20 protein-coding genes and 1 pseudogene are annotated in these 20,440 nt (G+C 70.1%); 14 read left to right on the plus strand and 7 right to left on the minus strand.

Going from position 1 to position 20,440, the window contains the following annotated elements:
• Positions 1–193 precede the first annotated feature (193 nt).
• The 8 genes and pseudogenes from AN218_RS34550 (at position 194) to AN218_RS16965 (ending at position 7,632) form a co-directional block, all read left to right on the plus strand.
• A complete protein-coding gene (locus AN218_RS34550) occupies positions 194–769 on the plus strand; it encodes a DUF4326 domain-containing protein (RefSeq protein ID WP_216311777.1) in 576 nt (191 codons plus the stop codon).
• A 451-nt stretch (positions 770–1,220) separates the two neighbouring features.
• Positions 1,221–2,291: a hypothetical protein gene (locus AN218_RS16935; protein WP_070017723.1), complete on the plus strand. Its 1,071-nt coding sequence runs from the start codon at positions 1,221–1,223 to the stop codon at positions 2,289–2,291.
• Between the two features lie 186 nt (positions 2,292–2,477).
• Positions 2,478–3,383, plus strand: coding sequence for an ATP-binding protein (locus tag AN218_RS16940; protein WP_070017724.1), 906 nt, complete (start codon positions 2,478–2,480; stop codon positions 3,381–3,383).
• A gap of 139 nt (positions 3,384–3,522) precedes the next feature.
• Positions 3,523–4,209 (plus strand): GGDEF domain-containing protein, encoded by a 687-nt coding sequence (locus AN218_RS16945; protein ID WP_070017725.1) that lies wholly within the window; start codon positions 3,523–3,525, stop codon positions 4,207–4,209.
• Entirely contained in the window at positions 4,206–4,694 is a 489-nt protein-coding gene (locus tag AN218_RS16950) for a WhiB family transcriptional regulator (protein ID WP_070017726.1), read from the plus strand. The genes AN218_RS16945 and AN218_RS16950 overlap by 4 nt, the downstream gene beginning before the upstream one ends.
• Before the next feature lie 509 nt (positions 4,695–5,203).
• A pseudogene (locus AN218_RS39195) lies at positions 5,204–5,770 on the plus strand (Mom family adenine methylcarbamoylation protein); the annotation flags it as partial.
• A 428-nt stretch (positions 5,771–6,198) separates the two neighbouring features.
• Positions 6,199–6,684, plus strand: a complete 486-nt coding sequence (locus AN218_RS16960) for a hypothetical protein (protein WP_070017728.1) — start codon at positions 6,199–6,201, stop codon at positions 6,682–6,684.
• A gap of 81 nt (positions 6,685–6,765) precedes the next feature.
• The gene (locus tag AN218_RS16965) at positions 6,766–7,632 is read left to right on the plus strand and encodes a hypothetical protein (RefSeq protein WP_141747603.1); all 867 of its coding nucleotides are present in this window, start codon (positions 6,766–6,768) and stop codon (positions 7,630–7,632) included.
• Positions 7,633–8,057: 425 nt separating this feature from the next.
• On the opposite strand, the gene AN218_RS16970 is transcribed toward AN218_RS16965, so the two are convergent.
• From AN218_RS16970 to AN218_RS16985, 4 genes are read right to left on the minus strand one after another with little or no spacing between them, the layout of a single operon-like run.
• The gene (locus AN218_RS16970; RefSeq protein ID WP_079132258.1) at positions 8,058–8,579 is read right to left on the minus strand and encodes a hypothetical protein; all 522 of its coding nucleotides are present in this window, start codon (positions 8,577–8,579) and stop codon (positions 8,058–8,060) included.
• Entirely contained in the window at positions 8,576–10,756 is a 2,181-nt protein-coding gene (locus AN218_RS16975) for a hypothetical protein (RefSeq protein WP_070017730.1), read from the minus strand. Before AN218_RS16975 ends, AN218_RS16970 begins: the two co-directional genes overlap by 4 nt.
• Complete coding sequence (locus tag AN218_RS16980; protein ID WP_070017731.1) at positions 10,753–12,540, minus strand: hypothetical protein; 1,788 nt, start codon at positions 12,538–12,540, stop codon at positions 10,753–10,755. The genes AN218_RS16975 and AN218_RS16980 overlap by 4 nt, the downstream gene beginning before the upstream one ends.
• Positions 12,537–13,949: a site-specific integrase gene (locus tag AN218_RS16985; protein ID WP_070017732.1), complete on the minus strand. Its 1,413-nt coding sequence runs from the start codon at positions 13,947–13,949 to the stop codon at positions 12,537–12,539. The genes AN218_RS16980 and AN218_RS16985 overlap by 4 nt, the downstream gene beginning before the upstream one ends.
• Before the next feature lie 239 nt (positions 13,950–14,188).
• Between AN218_RS16985 and AN218_RS16990 the strand changes: the two genes are divergently transcribed.
• The 5 genes from AN218_RS16990 (at position 14,189) to AN218_RS37520 (ending at position 17,821) form a co-directional block, all read left to right on the plus strand.
• A complete protein-coding gene (locus AN218_RS16990) occupies positions 14,189–14,407 on the plus strand; it encodes a DUF4236 domain-containing protein (RefSeq protein ID WP_070017733.1) in 219 nt (72 codons plus the stop codon).
• A 2-nt stretch (positions 14,408–14,409) separates the two neighbouring features.
• Complete coding sequence (locus AN218_RS16995; RefSeq protein WP_070017734.1) at positions 14,410–16,110, plus strand: DUF5131 family protein; 1,701 nt, start codon at positions 14,410–14,412, stop codon at positions 16,108–16,110.
• A gap of 77 nt (positions 16,111–16,187) precedes the next feature.
• Positions 16,188–16,985 carry a hypothetical protein gene (locus AN218_RS17000; protein WP_141747604.1) on the plus strand — a complete coding sequence of 266 codons (798 nt, stop codon included), beginning with the start codon at positions 16,188–16,190 and terminating at the stop codon, positions 16,983–16,985.
• Positions 16,982–17,380, plus strand: a complete 399-nt coding sequence (locus AN218_RS17005) for a hypothetical protein (RefSeq protein ID WP_070017736.1) — start codon at positions 16,982–16,984, stop codon at positions 17,378–17,380. The genes AN218_RS17000 and AN218_RS17005 overlap by 4 nt, the downstream gene beginning before the upstream one ends.
• Before the next feature lie 204 nt (positions 17,381–17,584).
• The gene (locus AN218_RS37520) at positions 17,585–17,821 is read left to right on the plus strand and encodes a hypothetical protein (RefSeq protein ID WP_070017737.1); all 237 of its coding nucleotides are present in this window, start codon (positions 17,585–17,587) and stop codon (positions 17,819–17,821) included.
• Positions 17,822–18,287: 466 nt separating this feature from the next.
• Here AN218_RS37520 and AN218_RS17015 read toward each other — a convergent pair whose 3' ends face one another.
• On the minus strand, positions 18,288–18,608 hold the full coding sequence (locus AN218_RS17015; protein ID WP_070017738.1) for a hypothetical protein: 321 nt from the start codon (positions 18,606–18,608) through the stop codon (positions 18,288–18,290).
• A gap of 5 nt (positions 18,609–18,613) precedes the next feature.
• The gene (locus AN218_RS17020; protein ID WP_070017739.1) at positions 18,614–18,925 is read right to left on the minus strand and encodes a hypothetical protein; all 312 of its coding nucleotides are present in this window, start codon (positions 18,923–18,925) and stop codon (positions 18,614–18,616) included.
• 171 nt (positions 18,926–19,096) lie between these two features.
• Here AN218_RS17020 and AN218_RS17025 point away from each other — a divergent pair, with 171 nt between their 5' ends.
• A complete protein-coding gene (locus AN218_RS17025) occupies positions 19,097–19,810 on the plus strand; it encodes a hypothetical protein (protein ID WP_070017740.1) in 714 nt (237 codons plus the stop codon).
• A gap of 164 nt (positions 19,811–19,974) precedes the next feature.
• Here AN218_RS17025 and AN218_RS17030 read toward each other — a convergent pair whose 3' ends face one another.
• Positions 19,975–20,439 (minus strand): MarR family transcriptional regulator, encoded by a 465-nt coding sequence (locus AN218_RS17030; RefSeq protein ID WP_070017741.1) that lies wholly within the window; start codon positions 20,437–20,439, stop codon positions 19,975–19,977.
• Position 20,440 lies beyond the last annotated feature (1 nt).

Below are 20,440 nucleotides of genomic sequence, written 5' to 3' on the forward strand. Positions count from 1 at the left end.
CCCGGCCCTCGACCGGGGGCGGGGACCGCCTCGACCCCGGCACGGCCTGCCCGCGAAGGAGCCCCCCCATGGCCGCAGCAACACCGATCACCCTCGACACCAGCAGCATCGAGCTCGACAACGGCGAGAACCTCCGCCACCTCGACCCCGGCGACAGCACCGAACTGGCCGCCGACACCGGCCACCCCGGCCTGTGGATCGCCACCGCCAGCGGCGAGTTCGACGACCGCATCACCCTGACCCCCGCTCAGACCGTCACCGACTGCACCACGACGGCGGCCGACTGCCGCTTCTCCGGTACCCGACACGCTCACCCCCTCGACTCCGCCGGCCGTCTCCAGCCCCGACCGGCCGAAAAGCCCCCGCGCACGCGAACGCCGCAGCGCCTCCAGCGCGAACGCACGAATGGCGTAAGCGCGAGGGCGCCCGCTACGTCGGCCGCGGCACCCCCTGGGGCAACCCCTACGCCGTCGTCCGCATCTCCGACGGCCGCCACGCCGTCCCCGACCCGCACGACACCCTCGCCAAGCCGCCGGTCTTCACCAGCAAGCAGGAAGCGCGCGCCGAAGCCGTACGCCGCTACCGCCCCTGGCTCGACGCCCGCCCGCACCTCATCGACCGCGCCCGCCGGGAACTCGCCGGACGAGACCTCCTGTGCTGGTGCCCGCTGACCGACGACGGCAACACCGTGCCCTGCCACGCCGACGTCCTCCTGCACATCGCCAACACCCCGGCTCCAAGACCCGCCACGACGGCCGGTGAGCGATGAGAAGCCCCGCAGCTCTCCAAGCCGGCCGCTGGAACATCACCCTTCAACGGTGCGCGCTCACCATCACCCGCGGCCCCGACCCGAACTGCCGCAACTGCCGCGGCACCGGCGGAGACTGGCGCCCGCACCCCCTGGGCGCCGACTGGGACGAATACGCATGCCTCTACCAGGCCCGCACCTGGCACATCCCGCTCACGCCAAGCCGCCGGAGCGATCCAAGGCCTCCGTTCTGATCCCGGCCAAGAGCACGCGCCACACCGCCGACACCTTCTGAAACATCACGACGAAGCACGCGAGCCGGGCGAACGCCCAGCGAGCGAGCAACCTGGCCCGCCGCGTTCGCCGCGCGCACGAGACCGTCCGGCATCACGCAGACTCCAGCAACCCCCGTCACCCCGTTCGCCCCCCGCGGGAGCGGGGCGAGGCACCTCATCGCGAAAGGAGACACACCATGCCCCACACCCACGCCCGGAAGGACGACCGTGCCGCCGCCCCGACCCCCGCCGGGACCGACGACGCGATGACGAAGGCCCTACTGCTGGACGAACTGCAGCAGCGCATCCCGCTCGACGGTCCCCACCTCGCCGACCGCCACCTCCTCGACGCCGACGAACACACCACGTACCCGCTGCCCGGCGTACCGCACACACGAGAACAGGAAATCACCGCCTGCGCGCACGCAGCGCTCGCCGCCGCCGGGCGGGACCAGGAGGCGCTGCGCTCCGTCTCCCCAGCCGGCCGCCGCTTCTTCGTCCGCCTCGCCGACCCTGCCGCGGCCAAGACGTGTACGGCGGCCTGGACCGCCGACGGGTACCGAGTCGTCAACGCCCCGAGCCTCCTGGGCGCGGCCGCGGCCGCCGCCGACGAACGCCCACCCGGCGAGGTCGAGTTGCGGGTCGAACCGCCCCTACAGCTCCCGGACGGCCCGTACCGTCCGACCCGGCTGACCGACCAGCAACTGCGGGACCTCCGCGAACGGGCCCGCCGGGAAGCAGGACCGTTCGTCGACCCGGCGCTGGTCGTCCCGAAGTTCCACAGCATCGAGTGGGCCGAAGCGATCGCCGGCTACACGCTGGAGAAGCTCGACTGGCCGACCACGTACCTGCTGCACCTCGGCCTGAAGGCCGAGCCCGAACCGCCGACCATCCCCGGCCAGCAGGCATCCCGCGAGAAGCACGCACAGCACGCGGCCACCGTCCGGGCCGCGACCGCCGAGCGGCACAACGAGCGCGAGGAGGAAGACACCCGCCGCTGGCGGGACTTGGCGGAAGCCTGCCCCGTCGAACTCGACGTACGGGAGAACCTCAACAGCCCCGCCCGTCGTCGCGACGGCCGCAGCATCGGCCCCCTCCGGCACGCCACACCCCGCACCGACGCCGTCTCGCCCCGGCGCCTCCACCCCGCGGGCCGGGCCCTGTGCGAAGTCACCCGGGAACGCCGCCTCGGCGACCCGATCGACCAGCACGCCACCTGCCGAGCCTGCTGGCAGTACGCCTCCCAACTCCAGCCCGCCAGCACCTGAGACGGCCGCCGTACGACGCGGCCTACCCCCTCCGGCCACCGGGCGACGGCACCCGCCGCCCGACGCTCCTGCCTGACCACCACCGGCTGAAGATCCCGCTCTGTGACCCGTGCCGCGCAGCGCGCACCGAACAGCGCCGCGCGCCTCAACCGCAGACCCTCCCGAACTCACCGAATACGAGGCCACATGACCAGCACCCGCGAAACCGCCGTCGATCTCCCCGAGCCCGCCGTCATCCTCCTCCTCGGAGTGTCCGGCTCCGGGAAGAGCACCCTCGCCCGCACATGGCCCGCCGACAGCGTCCTGACCGGCGACGTCTTCCACAAGATCGTCTGCGGCGGCGACATGGCCGACCAGACTCCGCAAGCACGGAACGACGCCGCGGCCGCCCTGACCGCAGCGCTCACACCCCGCCTGCGACGGAAATACACAACGATCATCGACGCTACGAACAGCCACGACGCCCAGCGCCGCGACCGCGTCACGCTCGCCCACGAGCACGGCATGCACGCCGTAGCGATCTGCATGACCACCCCGCTGGAGGAATGCCTCCGCCGGAACGCGCGCCGCCCCGCCGCGACGAAGGTCCCGCCCGCCGACGTCCGCCGCCAGCACGAGAGGCTCACCCGCGCCCGCCCGCACCTGAAGGACGAGGGCTTCGACCTCGTCGTCACCTCCACCCAAGTCGCCCGCCTCGGAACGCTCTTGCAGCGCGCCAGCGACACCCGCCGCCAGGAGCTCGGCTTCGACGGCAACGGCGGCCTCGGCCGGCAACTCCTGGTACGGCAGGTCTTCGGCCGCGACATCGAGGACCTGGCCACCTGGCAGTCCGAAGACGGCCCGGTCCGGGACGGTGACCGGCTCACGATCGGCCTCGGCAGCGACGCCCTCGACCTCACCTACCGTCCCGACGAGAACGGCGGACCCGGCTTCGACGCCACGGTGCCCTGCCCCAACTCGCCCTGCCCGGGCCCGGCATGGCAGCCCGCCCACAGCGCCACCGACCTCCTGGCCGTCCACAACGGCCAGCCAGCCGATCCGGACGACACCGGCTGCGACACATGCGGTCTCCGCCCGACGCCGGCGACCTGAACCCGCCCTCGCCGTGCGACACCACGGCGCTTCATCGCGCGACCCCCGGCAGACCGGCGGCAACGGCGACAACCAGCCCACCAGACCTGCCGGGGCGCCCTCACCCGCGAAGTACCGCCCACGAGAGAGGAACATCAGCATGTCACCTGCCGCCTTCGTGCGCTCCCGCCCCCGGAGCCTGACCGCCCTCGCTCTCGGCGCCTTCCTGCCGACACTCGGCTGGGCCGTCAGCACCGTCAAGTGGCACCACCGCCACACGGCCGCGGGCAAGGACGGCCTCACGGGCGTCCTGCGCCGCCCCGAATTCACCGCAGCCGCACAGAAGTTCCTCGACACCTTCGGCGACCAGGCCGTGTTCTGCTTCATCGACGTCGACCATTTCAAGCAGATCAACGACACCTACAGCCACGCCGCGGGCGACGCCGTCCTCGTCGAACTCGCCAGGCGGATACAGCACTGGGCCGGAGCCCACGGCCCTGTCTCCCGCGACGGAGACGAGTTCGTCGTGGTCACCCGCATTCACCCGGGCCACCGCCAACTGCGCCTGGACCACCTCTCCGAGCTCCTCTCCACTCCGGTCACCTTCGAAGGCCGCCTCCTGCGCGTCTCCGCCTCGATCGGCGTGGCCGAGCCCGCCACCCTGCACAGCCGCAACGTCTCCGCCCTCCGGCGTGGAGCCGACGTCGCCATGTTCGAAGCCAAGCGCGCCGGAGGGCACGCCGGGATGCTGGCCTACGCGACGCGCCAGCACGCCGACGCCCCCAGCCGCAACGGCCGCCGCATCGGCCGCCCCGGCACCGCACTGGATGTGGAGGTCGCCGCGTGACGACGAAGACCCGCCGCATCCCGCCGCGGCTGGAGACCTCAGCCGTCTACAAGTCCCCGATCAGCAGCCCCGTACGAGCGGGCCGGGCAGTACCGAAGTGTGTGTCCCGCCCCGAACTCTTCGGCCAAGGCGCTGACTTGGACGAGGAGGAGGACGACCCCGCTGCCAGCAGTACGGAGCATGCCAACGCATCCGGCAGCGACGGGGCCGAGCCGCCGCCGGACGAACTCGCCGATCTCTTCCAGGACTACAACGCAGATGAAGCGAAGGCGGTCTGCCGGATGTGCCCGATCGCCGAAAGCTGCTGGGCGTACGCCCTGCTCAGCCCTACGGCGACGCAAGGGGGTGTGTGGGGCGGGATGACGGAGCCCGAACGGGACGCCATGCGCGGCCAGTTGCGCGACCGTCTCGGCGACGACTGGGAGACCAAGCTCGCCACGAAGGTCCGCCTCTCGGCACGCACAGACGGAACACGCCTGCCCTGAACAGCGCACGCCTGCCCCTCCGATACGGCCCGGGGCGGCCGCCGGCGCCATGAGCCCGGCCGCCCCGGCGCCCCACTGCACCGCACCTGGTGCGCCACCTGCACCGCCGACCGCCCAGGAAGGAGCCGCCATGAACCCCAGCCCGGAGCAACTCGCCCGCGAACTGGTCCCCACCGGCCGGTTCGGCGGCCGCCCCCCCACCCNNCCCACCCACCCTGCCCACCACGAACCCCGAGGCCGACCGACACCAAGCCGAGGTGTACGAAACGCTTGCCCACTGGACGTACGACCGCGCACGCCGCGACACCGAACGCCGCCGGGCCACCACCAAGCGCCGCGCGCTCCACGTTCCACCCCCAGGGCAGCAACTCACCAGCAGGTGAGCGGACCCGCCATCCCCCCCGGCGGCACGTCGCCGGGCTCAAGCCTCAAGCCCTGGCCCGAGTCCTGCCGAACCTCACAGCCGCAGCGACGTACCCGGCAACACGATTCAGGAGGTTTCAGGAGGTGTGCTGTTGACCGAGCAACTCGCGATCGACCTGGACAACCCCACCGCGTGCCAGCGGTGGTTCAACGGCCGCCATAGCTGGCGCCGCACCCGTGACGGAGGCTTCGCCCCGGACGCCTACACCGTCCGCCACGCCGACTACCACCAAGCCCGTGCGTTCGTCCTCACACACCACTACAGCAACAGTTGGCCCGCCAGCCGCTTCGAAATCGGCCTCTACACAAGGCCGTCGGGAGGACACCCCGAACGACTGGTCGGAGTCCTCGTTCTCGGTATCCCGATGCACCCCGCCGTCCTCACCAACGCCTTCAGCAACCTCACCCCCTACGCCGAGAGCCTCGAAATCTCCCGCCTCGTCCTCCTCGATGAGATCCCGGCCAACGCCGAGTCGTGGTTCACCGCGCGAGCCCTGAAACTGGCCTACGCACACGGCATACGAGGCGTCGTCGCACACGCCGACCCGCAACCCCGCGTACGGCAGACACCCCACGGGCCCGAGCGCCTCCACCCCGGACATTGCGGCACGATCTACCAGTCGCTCGGCATGCAGTACCTCAACCGCACCCGCCCCAGGCGCCTCACCGTCCTCCCCGACGGCAACGTCCTCAGCGACCGCGCACAGGCCAAGGTCCGCTCCGGCGAACGAGGCCACCACGGAGTCGAACGCCGCCTCGTCCACTTCGGAGCCCGCCCCCGGGCCGCCGGTGAAGACGGCCGCCGGTGGCTCGCCGAAGCCCTCGAGGACATCGGCGCCACGACGCTCGACCACGGAGGAAACCACCGCTTCTGCGGACACTTGCCGCGTGTTGCCGCTTGCTCCGTGACGCTACCAGGGGCGAGGGCTTCGTGGCCGATCGCTGTGCGCTGGAGACGCTCGTCGACGTCTGTGGGAGTTGGCTCATCGAGCACTCACGGAACACCAGTCAATGCATTGACCGGTCAACGCTTTGACCGGTATGGTGGCCTCAATGAGACAGTCCACCCAGGAGAGCCATCATGCGCTTCCAACACACCATCGAAGCCTGCAACAACGCCGAAGACCCCGTGTGGTACGTCGTCGTTGCTGGGGACGACGCGGAAGAACATGCCGGCACTGCCGCCCAGTACGGCCGCGAAGTCCTCAAGAACTGGATTGACGACCCGGGCAACTGGGGGGATGACGCAGAGCCCGAGATCACCGACGAGTACGGCAGCCCCTACCTTCGGGTCGTGGTTCACTTCGGCGACGACGAGGAACGCGATTCGCAGTACCCGGTCGCCACGATCGGCGCTGACGACCTGGAAGAGCCGCCCGCTGAAATCGCCGCCGTCGAAGCCGCCCGCGATGCCAAGCTGCACGCCCGGCACCTCGACTACCTTGCCGACGAGCGCCTGGAGGAAGCGCTGCACGCAGCACGCGCAGCCGGACATGGCGCCAACGCTCTTGCCCGCATGCTGGAAGGCGCCGTATCCCGACCTGTCGCCCTTCGCATGATGCGATGACCGCCCAGGGCGACTCCTTATTCGCAACAACATCCGCGAGAGCCATGGAGGGAACTGATCATGGGACGGGAAGTGCGGCGTGTGCCGCTCGACTTCGACTGGCCCCTCAGTAAGACCTGGGACGGCTTCCTCATGCCGGACCGGTACGACGAGGACAAGTGCCCCGACTGCAAGAACGGCTACTCGCCGCAGGCGCAGAACCTGCTGGATCTCTGGTACGGGCGCTTGCCGTTCAATCCGCAGAGCACCGGATCGACGCCGCTGCGGCACGACACCCCAGCCGTACGTGCGTTCGCCGAGCGCAACGTCTCCCGCGCGCCCGAGTTCTACGGCACTGGTGAGGCCGCCATCGTCCGCGAAGGACAGCGTCTGGCGGATCTGTGGAACCGCTCGTGGTCCCACCACCTCACCCAGGACGACGTCAACGCGCTCGTCGACGCCGGGCGACTCATGGACTTCACCCACACCTGGAGTCGCGAAGGCGGTTGGCAGGCGATCGACCCGCCCGTCGTGCCGACCGCCGAGCAGGTCAACGAGTGGTCCCTCGGCGGCTTCGGCCACGACGGCATCAACACAGGTGTCGTGATCCGCGCCCGCTGCGAGCGCGAGGGCTTCAACGAAGTCTGCCCGACCTGCCAGGGGCACAGCACGCTGGAGAAGTATCCCGGGCAACGCGCGGAGGCCGAGGCATGGGAGGCGACGGGCCCGCCGGAAGGTGAGGGCTGGCAGCTGTGGGAGACGGTAACCGAAGGTTCCCCCATCAGCCCCGTGTTCGCCAGCGCTGACGCACTCGCCGACTGGATGTCCGACCCGGAGCGCGGGGACCAGTGGGTTCCGGCCGAGACGGCGCGGAAGTTCATCGACGAAGGATGGGCGCCGACAGGTATCGGCAGCCCTGCTCGTGGCTACGTGTCCGGCGTCGAGGCTGTCGGCTGGCGCGAAAGCTGACCATGGCGAAGTACGTACTTTCGACATCACGGATCTCGAGGAGGGATGACCATGAGCAGTCAGGAAGTGCAGTATTTGGGCATCACGGGAACGGACGGGGCTGGTTGGAAGGTCATGGTCTGGGAGACCCCCAGGGTGAGCTGAACAAGGTTCAGTCCCGCATCGACGCCGGAGAGGTCTTCACCTCGGTCACGGTGACCACGAGCACGTGGCAAGGCGATTCCACGTCCACGGTCACCCTCGATGCCCCAGTGGCCTCCTGCCAGCTTCTCCCGCTGGAACCGACCGTGATTCGGGGGAGTATCACCCCGCAGGGCGAGGGGGACCGGTACACCTTTACTCCCGAGTGACGGTGCCCGTGTTCGTAGGGTCGCCGATCTTCGCAGCGGGCCCGCTCTCGCGCTCCAGGACAAACCCAAGCTGAGTCAGCTCCGGCGTCGTCGGTTGAGGTCAGGGACCGCCGCGCGGTCGGCCAACTGCCTCTCCAAGTCCCTGTTGGTCTTCTTGAGCCGGTGGTTCTCAATCTCCAACACCTGCACGATCCGGGTCAGGAGCTGCGTCTGGGTGCGCAGGTCGTCGCGCTCGGCGCAGACACGTGCCAGGTCCTGCTGATGCTTGACCGCGCGGGCCCGCGCGGTCTCGGGCATCGCATCGGGAACAGAGTCGCGGGCCTTGACCAGGGCGTAGAAGAGGTCCTTGAGACCCGTGTGCTTGTGGGTGAGCTTGTTGCGTCGCAGGCCGGCTTCGGCGGCGAGCGAGACGATGGTCAGCTTGCCGTCGGAATGCAGTGGGGCGCCGATCAGCAGACGCACCATGGCGTCGCTGATGGCCCTCACTTCTGCGGCGCCCTCGGAGCCGGCGTGGGCGTGGGTGAGTGCCTGGCTGACGAGTTGGGCCAGGGCCGCGCCTCCGTGCTGGCCGGTGACGAACTCGTCGGGGGCGCTCAACGTGATTCCTCGGGGTCGTCTCCGCCTGCCTGTTGTGCCTCGTGTCGCCGGATGATGTCGGTGAGGCGGGCTTTGCGCTGCTGTTCGCGGGCCGCGATGGGGTAGGGATCTAGGCCCGCATCGGCATCGATCCGGGTGACCTCGGCCCGCAGGGCGGCGATCTGGCTGTCGGTGCGGCTGATGTTCGCGCAGGCCAGATGGCAGCGGGAGTGGTCAGGGGTGCTCCCGCCGCCGTCGCGGGCGCGGCCCCGGTCCGGATTGCACAGGGCCGTGAACGCGTCGTGGTTACAGGTCAGGAAGGCTTTGGGATCTTCGTAGACCTGGAGTCGGGGGTTCGCGACCAGCGCGCGCAACTCTCGCTTGCCGAGGTAGGTACCGGCGTAGCGGTTGGAGAACTCGGCGGCCGCGGCGCGGTAGCGGTCGGCGGCCGGGCCGCTGACCTTCTCCCCGGCGGCGATGCGCTCTCCGGCCTCGGTGAGTGTCTCGGCCAGGGCCAGGCCCTTCTCCTGGTCCAGGACCTCCAGCATGTCGGCCTTGGAACGGCCGGCGTACGACTCGCTCATGGCTGTGGCCGCATGTCCGTACTGCACCGCTAGGGCGATCCGGCCGCCGGACTGACGGTAGATAAACCATGCGATTGTGCGGCGAAATCGGCGCAGTGCCACGGCGCCGTCGGGATCGGAGGGAATCATCTCGTGAGTGCGGCCGTGGCCGGCGGCGAGCTGGTTGGCCCAGGCGGTGAAGGCCCGGATCCGCTCCACGGCAGCGTCGGAGGACAGCTGCGTGCGCGTCTCGATCGTCCGCCGGGCGCCGCGGAAGAGCGTCCGGGTGAACAGCAGCTCGCCGCCTTCGAGTTCCTCGGCAACGGCGATGGCGCGGGCGACGGGCTCCAGCACAATCCAGGGATCCGGGCGTAGTTCGCCCTCGGGGATCGCGTTGCCGTCCTCGTCCAATACGCCTTTGAAGTGCTGGCCGGTCACTTGGAAGCGCACGGTGCCGTCGCGGCGCTCGGTGCGGGTGCAACAGCCGCGGCGCAGAGCCAGAACTTCCTCGGGGCGCATGCCGGAAAGGTAAGCGCAGCAGATCAGCGCGGCGGTGGACAGGTGCAGCACCAAGGTGTCGACGTCGTCGAAGCCGATCGACGGCGTCCAGGGGGAGTTGCCGATCCGACCGGTGATCGACACAGCGAGCGCCGGGGCAGAGCCGAAGTGCTCGGGCCGGAGCTGATCGGTCATGGAACTGCGGGCGACGGTCACCTGCCCGGGGGTGACGCCGAGGGTGGCGGCCAGGAAGGTGTTGGCCATCGGTGGCAGCGCGCCGCCGTACCGGGCAGACAGGGCGGTGACGGTCGGGCCGGCGCTGGCGGGCAGCCGTTGTCCGCCAGCGAGCATCTGGCGCAGGTGGTCGCGGACGATGTCGATGCCACCGGGGGTGGCTCGGGTCGGGATGGAGTCCAGTAGGCGGCGATGCTCGCGTGCGGCGGCCACGATGTCGTCTCCCATGTCCAGGACAGTGCGCAGCGCCCACACCAACAGCGGTGACATGACAGCCGGGTGCACGATCGGGATCGCGTTCTCCCCGTCGGGGGCGTCGTCGTTGGCGCCGAGGAAGTCGGACATGACCGCGGCCGGGTCCTCCCACGGCGGCATGACCAGCCGGTCATCCTCGGGCAGGTACGGCGCGTAGGCCCACAGGCGGGAGAGGACGCCCAGCGCTCTCTGGTCGGTGCGCCAACGGCGCCCGCCCGCCCGGAGGTGCTCGGCGTACGCCTCCAGGTCCTCGGTGGTGACCTGAGACAGCGTGGCGACGCCGCGAGGCGCAAGCCACACCGCGAAGCGAATCCACTGCTGGAAGTAGTTGCGCAGGCTCGACGGCTGGGTCACGGAGCGCGAAGCTCGCTGCTGGAGCAGGACACTGGGGGTCGGCGCGTGCAGTTCGGCGAAGGCGGCGCGCTTCAGAGCCGCCCGCAGCTCGCTGGGGCACCGGCTCCAGTCGATGACCAGGGGGCGGGTGGATTCCTGGCGGTTCATCAGCGACAGCCGCCAGGTGAGGTCACCGAAGCGCGGCAGCTGCGCGGGATCGACACCAGACCGCAGCCGGGCGAACGGCAGAACGAAGGTGTCGGGCACCGGGTCGATCAGGCCGGGCCCGGACGGTTCGGCGGACGGTTGCGTCACGGATCGAGCCTCCGCTCCAGCATGCGGTGGATCAGCTCGCGATCCCGCTCGGCCGCGGCTGCGACGAGGCGGGGCCTGCTGTCGGTCGTGGTGTAGGTGGCCAGGAAGTCGCCGATCCGTGCGTGATGGGCCGCCCAGTCCGCCGCCCAGACCGCGGGCGTCACCGCGGAACGCAGCGACTCCAGTGCCTGGTGGAGGTAGGCGATGCGGGGCAGGTCTCGGCCGGTGGCCACCGCGTTGCGGCAGGCGAAGCACAGCAGGAACGACACCGAGCACGGCGTCCCGGCAACTCCGTGGTCGGAGTGCAGGAAGTCCGCGCACGAGGCGACCGGGGTGCGCAGCCGGTCGGCCACGATCCGCCGCGCCACCTCGATGTCGACCTCGGCCTCTTTCGCCACCAGCTCTGCATCACCGTCGACCTGGTCGACCATGCGCATGGCCACCGTCTCCCGGGCGGAGCGCACCGCCTGCGCGAGCCCGAGTTCCACCGCGCCTCGCGAGGTGTTGCGGACTTCCTCGTCGAGGAGTTGATAGTCCCGCTCGTGGGTGTCCTGGGTGTTGTTCCGCGCCCGACCGTGGTGCGCCTGAGCGCTGTGCCGCAGAGCCTGGGCGTTCACCCGGTCCGGCAACACCACACCGGCCTCTCGCGCTTTCCGTTGCCAGCGCCGAATCGCGCCCGAGAGGACATTGCTGGTGGCGTAGTCGCGCAAGTTCTCGGCACCGCCCAGGCCACGGTGGCCGACCAGCAGTTTGCTGGTGGGGCGGCCGATCAGCCCCAGGGTCGTCCTTGCCTGCCCGGTCAGCTCCAGGACATGGTGCAGTGCCCGACCGCTGGAGCCCTCGCCGACGTCGACGAGGGTGTTGCTCGCATGCCGACGCCGGCCGCGGCGCGCCTTGTCCGTGGCGACCTGGTGCACCGCCGGGTCCTCGCGGTCCGCGTTCGGCCACCAGGAGGGCACGTCCATCACCTTGAGCACCGACAGATTCCACGCCTCGTACGCGATCAGCAGCACGGCCGCCGCCCCGACCTCACGAACCGTCGGGAACAGTCGGGTCAGTGATGCCGCGTTGCCCTCGAAGCCGAACACGCGCTCCACGTACGCGACCACCGACCGGTCGTTGCCGCTGTGGTAGCGCGGCAGGTCCCCGCTGCGTGCCAGCATGTCCAGCACCTCGCCGACCGCCCACTCGCCGTCGCCGGGCGCGATCGCCCCCGCGCGCCACCGCTCAAGCACCGCGGTGTTCGCCGCGACCCGCAGCCGCCCGGCGCGCACCGTCGCGGCGGCCGCGTCCCGGATCGCCTTCAGCTCCTCCCGGGTGTGTGCCTGCTTGCGACGCGTCCCGCGGCGGGCCGGCGGGCGGCGCCGCGGCGTCTCCATGAATGACCGTGTCGTCTCCGGCACCCCGCGCGCCCGCCGTACGACCGCGGCCAGGACTCGGCGAATGTGGAGGTCGCCGGTCCACTGCTTCCACCACTCCGCCGTGATCTGCGAAGTCGTGGTGATGGGCGGCTCGGCTGCCGCCGCGTCCTTGAAGAACAGCCGCAGCGTCCCGACGTTCGAGCCGTAGGTTGCCGCGCTGTCCCAGCCTTGGCCTTGCTCCGCCAGCGCGGCCACCAGAGCCCGGCGGAAGTCCACCGGTCCGGGGCTGTCACGGAAGTCCCACACGCCCAACGGCACACCGGCCCCGCTGACCGGACGTATCACCAGCCCATCAGCGTCCAGCACCGGAGCCTTGCGGTGGCCCGCCGGGGGCAGCGCCGCCCGGCGCCCCCGGCCGCTCACGCCTGGTCCAGGATCAGACCGGTACGTGCCGCCAGCTCCGCGATCTTCTCCGCGTTGACGGGGTTGTCGTCGTCGCTCAGCAGCGACTCCAACTGGAGACCACGCACCGGCTCCAGGTACACGTCCCTGGTCACCTGCTCGCTGCGGTGCCCGAGCATGTCCTTGACCATCAGCCAGACCTGCCCGTACACCTCCTCGTAGTGCAGGCGCTGTGCCGGCGTCAGCCCGAGTCGGCGATCCAGCGCGTTGTGCAGCGAGATCAGCATCCGCAGGGCCATGGAGTGCCGGAGCATCTTCGGCGTGGCGAAGACATTGAGCCCCGCGGCGGCGCAGCGGTCACTGGCCCGTTCAAAGACCTTCGTCCAACTCGTGTACTCCAGCGGCAACCCGCTCTCCGACAGCCACAACATCGCAGGCTCCAGGCCGTCCTCGCCGTCGACGAACAGCAGCATCCGCTCGGCGGCCGTCAGCCTCCCCAGCGCACTCTCGCCCGCCCGGCCGCTGCGATCCCTCCACCGCACCCGGCCAGCCCGCGTGACTTCGCGTACGACCCGCAGGCCAGGTAGCCGGTCGTAGGCGCCGCGGGTCCGGGCGCAGGCCACCGCCAAGGCCCGTGTGCTCAGGCGGTATCCCTCGACGCGCTGGAGCGCCGAGTGGCCGACGTAGAAGGTGTATCCGGCCCGCTTGGCCACGGCTTGGCCGACCTTGCCCGGGTAGTAGTTCCGCTGGCCCAGCGCCGGGAGTTCACAGGTCAGCATGGTGCCGCCTTCGCGCCGCCGCAGACCGCTGGAGTACAGCAGGTCGGCGTACGCCGTGTCCCGGCCGCCGCACCGGCCGCGCCACGTCTCGTCTTCCAAACCGCTCGGCAGCATCCCGCCGAGCCCGACGTTGCGCCACAGCCGAAAAGCCCGCGGGGACAGCCACTTCACGTCCGAGGTCTTCACGTCCGTCGGCGCCAACAGCGTTACGGGGTTGGTCGGCACGAAGCCGCGCTTGGCCGCGATGTCGTAGAGCAGCTTCAGCGCCGCCAGTTCCTTGGCCCAGGTCCCGCCGCCGACCCGGGTGGGGTTCTGTGCTCCCCGCCGACGCCAGTCCTCCCAGTCCTCGACGTCGTCCTCCGACGCCTCGTCCCAGTCCAGTCCGCGCTGCCACAGGAACATGAAGAACAACCGGTAGAGCGGGGCGTAAGTGACCTGAGTGCCCTGCGCTTTCGCGGAGAACTTCGACCGCCGGAAGCACTCACTGAGCCTTGGATCAACCCGGCCCTCCGGCGAGACGAGGATCGGCTGCCGCTCGCGCAGTCCGAGCGCGCGCTCACGCTCCTCCAGACCTTCCCACCCGGCCACCGGCCGGTCGCCTTCCGGCGTACCCCCGTCACCGACCCAGAACAGCCGCCACTCGTCCGCCACTTCAACCCCTCAGCCGCAACACGACATGAGGCAACACAGCGTATGTCCACAGAACACCGCTACGCGCTCGGGCTCGACCCCCGCTACCGCCGCCGCAGAGACGTCGTCAGCTACCCGTACCCCAAGAAGCACACACAGCTCACCACGACGTAACCGTCCGGCTCCCTTCCGCTCGGGTCCCGCTGCGGCTACACGGCCGGACCCGCTTCCCCCTCTCATCGACCAAGCAGGAGCACGCCATGCGGCTCACCCTCCGCGAGAGCTTCCAAATCCTTCCGGGCGTCAAGCTCAACATCAACCGCAAGTCGTGGTCCGTCACCTTCGATTCGAGAAACGGGGGCCCCAACTACACCCGGTCCTCCACCGGAACCCGCACCACGTCCATGGACCTGCCCGGCCCCTTCGGCTACCGCCACACCAGCCGCCGCGGCCGCCGAACGCGGCGACGGGAGGACTGACCATGCGCCCGCTGCGCATGAGCCCCCGCGCCGCGGTCCGCTGGCGCCGCGCCCGTACGCTGAACGACCTCGGCCGGTGCACCGCAGACTGGCTGGAAGGCCGCCTGTCCGCACATCCCGAACGCCCGCGCGGCTGCGGCCCGGACAACGAGACCCGCGACCTCATCGAGCACCTCGCACACTTCAACCGGCAGGGCTATCAGCCGGCCCCGCAGGACTTCGGCCGACACCCCCGGCGCACACCCGGTTTCGACACCCCACCTGGAGAAGTTATGGGCGCGAACTCGCGCATCGAATGGACCACCCGTACCTGGAATCCGACCATCGGCTGCCGCCGCGTCAGCTCCGGCTGCGACGGCTGCTACGCGATCGGCGAGGCCAACATCCGCAAGAGCAACCCGAACCCGAAGGTCGCCGACGCGTTCGCCGGAACCGTGCACCACGCCGACGACGGCCGTCTGGACTGGACTGGTCACGTCAACCTCCTCCCGCAGCGCCTCCCGCAGCCCCTGAAGTGGAAGAAGGGCGAGCGGGTCTTCGTGGACTCCCTCTGCGACCTGTTCTACGACGAGATCCCCGTCGACTACGTCGCCGCCGTCTTCGCGATCATGGCGCTCACCCCACAGCACACCTACCAGATCTTGACGAAGCGCCCGCGCGTGATGGCGGCGATGCTCGCCGACGAGTGCACGTGCGGCGCGGGGCACGCCCCCGGCACGCACTTCCGATCGGAGATGGCCTGGGCCGTCAGCGCGGCGAACCCCAACGGCATCCCCGGGGTGCCGGACGACGCCGAGGAGTTGGTCAACTCTGCGACCTGGCCGCTGCCGAACGTCCACCTCGGCATCAGCGCGGAGGACCAGAAGACCGCGAACCTCCGCATCCCGCACCTGCTGCACACCCCGGCCGCCGTTCGCTTCGTGAGCCTGGAGCCGCTCCTCGGCCCGATCAGCCTCACCAGGCTCCAACTGCCCACCGAAGCCCGGAAGCCGACCGAGATCGTCTACGACGTGCTCCGCGCCCGGTACGGCACCGGCGAGTGGTACGCGCACACCGCAGCCCGGCTCGACTGGGTCATCATCGGAGGCGAGTCCGGCTCGGCCGACGCAACCGAAACCCGCCCCGCGGCCCGCCCGCCGCACCCGAAATGGTTCCGCTCCCTGATCACCGACTGCGCCCTGGCCGGCGTGCCGGTGTTCTTCAAGCAGTGGGGCAACTGGAGCGACGACCCGCCCGCCGACGAGAACGGCAAGCCCACCCCGAGCCGCTCCGTCGTCGTCGCGACCGACGGCACCGTCTATGAGCACGAAGACCTCTCCTACCCCGACGGGCCGCGCCGCCGCGAAGCCCTCGACGCCGGGCACGCCAGGGCCTCCCTGACGGCCATGTACTGGCACCCGAAGAAGCCGGCCCCCGTTATCGACGGGGCGAAGTGGCAGCAATTCCCCACGCCTGCGCGCACCGTCACCTGGGACGACGCCACCGCCGCCCTGATCGGGAACGTCGCCAGCGGGAAGACAGCGCCCATGCCGGCCCTCCTGGAACACCTGCGGGCGGACGCCCAGATCGCATGGGTCGCCGACCGGATCACCGTGGAACACGCCCCCGTCGGCGAGGAGGTCATCATCGCGGAGTGCCTGGACGGCACGCCCGTACGCGCCACCATCCACAGCCCCCTCCCGACCCAGCGGAAGGCCAACTGACCATGACGAACGGCGGCACCACCCTACGGAGCTGCGTCTTCCCGCCCTGCACGCGACAGTTCGACGTGGCCGCGTGGATGGACTCCCGCATCCCGCAGCGCCCGAAGTGGTCCGGGAAGGGCTGGAAGCAGGTCCGCACCGCCCTCCCGTTGCGGTCCGACTACGTGTGCCCCGACCACGACGGCCTCGTCCAGCACCACATGCCCAGGCTCATCGGCTCCGCAGAGCCCGGCGAAGGCGTCAACGTCCACTGCATCTGCGGTCGTTGGTCCTCCACCGGCGACATATGGCACGGCACCGTACGCGGCCTGTGGGAGCACCACCTCCTCCAGGCCGCCGGTGAGGAGCCCCCCGCTCACACCATGCCCCCGGAGGCCCGCGCCGCCGCGGCCCGCGCCCTGCACCAGCCCATGAACCGCGACAGGACACTGATCTGCGCCCACTGCTCCGGCTGGAACGGCGTCCGCTGCCGCGGCGTCGTCACCTTCTGGCCCTGCCCAACGGCCGCCGCTCTGGACGGCATCGAGCACGACGAGCAGCCGGACCCCAGTGTCGACCACGGCCCGGTCAGCGCCGGGGCTCGCGTCCGTATCCACCTGGAAGACACCGTGGAGTACGTCAGCGACTCCGGCGAGATCGCCCTCACCGGCGGCGCCCGCCTGGACCAACTCGACCGCCGTGCCGTGTGGGTGCTCGCCGCCGGCTGGAAGGTGGGGGACATCGTCACGGACAAGGACGGGGACCGGCTCGTCCGCGACGTGCACGAGGGTGTGGAGAAGTGGCGTGAGGAGAAGACCGGTCGGCACATCCGGGACGACGAAACCAGCCTGTCCGCCCTCACCCGGGTACCGACCGAGGGGAGCGAGGAGTCGTGAGCACTCTCGATGACGCGTCTCTCGCTGAGATCCGCCGGCGCCTGGTCGACCTGACCGCCATGGCCGGTGTCGGTGAACGTCCGAAGCCCACTCGGATCAACGGCCCCGACGAGTCGATGCCGGGCTGGGAGTGGGAGCTGCACGAGCGCGAACACCCATGCGGCCACCGGGACTTCATCTGGGTGATCCGCACCGTGGACGAACAGGACATCGCCGACGGCCTCATCTACCTCTCCACGCCGGAATCCACACACCCCGGGGAGGACTTCGTGCCGCTCTACACCAGCGACGCCCGACGCATCGCCATGGCCCTCCTCGCCGCTGCCGACCGCGCAGAGCACCAGGCCCACGGCGTGACCCGCCTCGAAGACCACCACACCAGGGGCGAGTCGTGACCGACGAGGAGCTGCGCCGCCGACGCCGAACGTCAGGCGCAGATCGCCAAGTTCGGCGACCAGAAGCACCCGCTCTACGACACACGCGACATCGGGCTCGTCACCTCGCACTACTACCGCGGCCGCGCCGAGAACTACCGGCAGATCAACGCCGAACGTGCCACCCCGACCGCGGAGAAGGGCCGGTGCCGGAAGTGCCTGCCCGTGCACGGCGACATCTTCGACTCCGACGGGCAGGCCCTGACCGTTCCGGGCGAAGTCACCCCGCACACGCACACCGCGATGGACGGCATCTTCCTGGAAGAGGTCTACGAGGCACTGGGCGAGGAGGACCCGGCCAAGCGCCGAGCAAAGCGGGTGCAGGTCGCGGCCGTCGCGCAGCTCATGGTCCACCTGATCGACCAGGAGATCGCGGCAGAGAGCCCGTACACCGAGGCCTGACCTAAGTGGACGAAGCTCTACAACTCCCGCATGCAGGTAGAGATCGGGCCCGGGCCGAGGTAGAGGGATAACCGCTTGGGAGGCACTCCGCCGCCGTGCTTCTGCGCCACGCACCGCGTGATGACCCCGGCACACGCATCCCCCACCGCTGATCACCAAGTACGCGACGTGGCCCCCGCTGGACACCCCGGCGAGGGTCAGGTCGTACGCCCGCCGCTGCGCCCCCGTACGGGGCAACGCCCGGCCGTGGCCTCGCTCTTGCGCTGGTCGTCCTCCAGCCGCGCGGTCAGCCGTAGTGCCGGACACCACCGAGCAGGGATCACGCCCCATGCATCCGAGACGCAGGCCACGCATCAGTCTTCCGTCAGGTCTGGCCGACCTCGTCGAGGCGGATCACCGACAAGCTGTACGCGGCGCAGAGCTCCGCCGCCACGTTCCGCCCTGACAGCATCAACAGCCCCGGTCTCTACCGGCAAACCCCGTCCTGATGCCAGCGGGTCGTCGCCCCGGAGCGCCACCCGGCCAGACAGCCCAGCAGGCATACGCCGGATGTCCACGCCAGTCCCGCTCCCGGTGCATTGAGCGCCAGGGAGAGGACGAGCACCAGCCCGGTGATGATGACGAAGTACAGGAGCGTGAGCCCGGACCTCTCCCACTCTCTCCAGGCTTCGTCCCTGCCCGGGATCGGGCCAAGTCGCCAGTGACGGCGCATCGCCGACACCGCGTACACCCCGGAAGGGAGCAGGGTAAGCGGCGGGATGAGCAAGATCTGCACGGTGACCAGCATGGCGCTCAACCTCGCCGAAGCAGTCGGGCCAGCACGGAGAGCGCCGAGAGCAGCAGCAAGCCGAGGGCGACACCGACGCCGAGGACGAGACACTCCCCGAACAGTCGGCCGGCCAGGTGATCAGAGGCGTGGTTGGTGATCTGCCACGCGAACGGCGCGCTCAGCAGCACACATCGAACCGGCCTGAGCAGGAACTTCCCGCCCGGTACGTCTTTCCCGGTGCGACCTTGCTCGACGGTGGGGCTCATCGCGATGAGCACGCCGACCGCCAGTGGGAACCACAAGGTTCCCAAAGCATCGATGCTGACAAGTGGCATGGCCTCTCCCCCCGGAGGTGACGTCGCCATGGTGAGGCAGGGCGCAGTCCATAAAAGCACCCGGAGCCGGGGCGTGCTCGTCGAACTGGCGGACGAGGGCCTTGACGCCGATCATCACAGTGCACGATGACGAGACCGGGCAGCAAGGCCCGGCACCCTACAGGACTGCCAATGACCGCAGGGAAGCCCAGGCCCCGCACCAACCCGCTGGCGCCACTCGCCGACCTCCACGAGTACCACCAGACCGCTCTTCGGGAAGCCGATCCCGCACTCGGTGAACTCTCCGCGTCACCCGAGACGTTGAGGACGCTATGCGACCTCGGCGTCGCCTTCCAACTCGGCGAAGCCACGGCCGCCTACCTCACCCTGGACGGCTGGACAGCGCGCGAGCACCTCCGAACCACCGAGGTGGAACACCCCGCCCGCCGTACGGGCGGGTTCACCCCCGCCAACGGGCACGGCACGCTCACCGACCGAAACGCCCACCGCGACGCCGCCCAGCGAGTCTGGCCCTACACCTTGGAAGCGCGGCGCCTCGCCGGCGACATGACCACCCCGGCGCCCCTGGAACGACACCGCCCCGTACAGGCCGTGTGCCTCGCGCTGGAGAGCGCAGGCATCCCAGCAGCAGAGACGACCGTGCACGGCAAGGCCCACCGGTGCCTCTACACCGGGTACCAAGTCCGCGAGTACACCTCGGAGTCGGCCTGCCTCAACTGGCGACGTACGCCAGGGGATCCGACCGCCACGACCGTCGACGACGGCCTCGTCCAGTGTGCTGCGGCGCTCGACGCCCGCGGCTGGAACACCGCCCGATACACCGACAGCGGCCGCCGCCCTTACCTCGTCGCGTGGCCCAAGGGAACGCACGAACCGCTCGCGTAGCTGCTCGGCACCCTGGCCGTGCTCCGGCTCCGTGCTCGCGCTTGCCGTCGTGCGCCGCTGCCCGGGATCCTCGCCGCGGTTGGTTTGCTGCCTGGGAAAGGCAGCGGACGATCGCGCCCGAGGCCCCACCAGCCCCTGGAACGTGCGCGGTCCGCTGCTATCGGTCAGGCAGTCGAGCTGACCACCCTCATCGGGCCGCGCTGCTTCGTACGCGTCTTCTTCTGCTCCCGCTTGAGGCGTTGGGCGGCGAGTTGGTCCTGATACTCGGCGACGGCTCGGTGGTAGTCCTCGATGAACAGGGGGTTGTCGAGGCGCTCGATGGCGTCCATGGCCTGAATGGCAGCGACCGCTTCCTTCTCCGAGGTGTAGCCGGCGAGCATGGCATTGATCTGGTAGACGCCGTTGCGCTGCTTCTTCACCAAGCGAGCAAGGTCGAGTGAACGCAAGGCCGCGGTCACGTTGGGCCGGCTGGTCTCAAGGAGTTTGGCGATGGTGGCCTGGTCAATCTCGACCCTTCCGCCGGGCTCGCTGAGAGACCGCAGCTTCATCAGGACGCGATAGGCCGGGCTGGGGAGATCCAGGTCCGCGATCAGGCCGTCGGCGTTGACGGGAGCGAAAAGCAAGGCCATG

The organism is Streptomyces nanshensis, assembly GCF_001751255.1.
Classification (GTDB): Bacteria; Actinomycetota; Actinomycetes; order Streptomycetales; family Streptomycetaceae; genus Streptomyces; species Streptomyces nanshensis_A.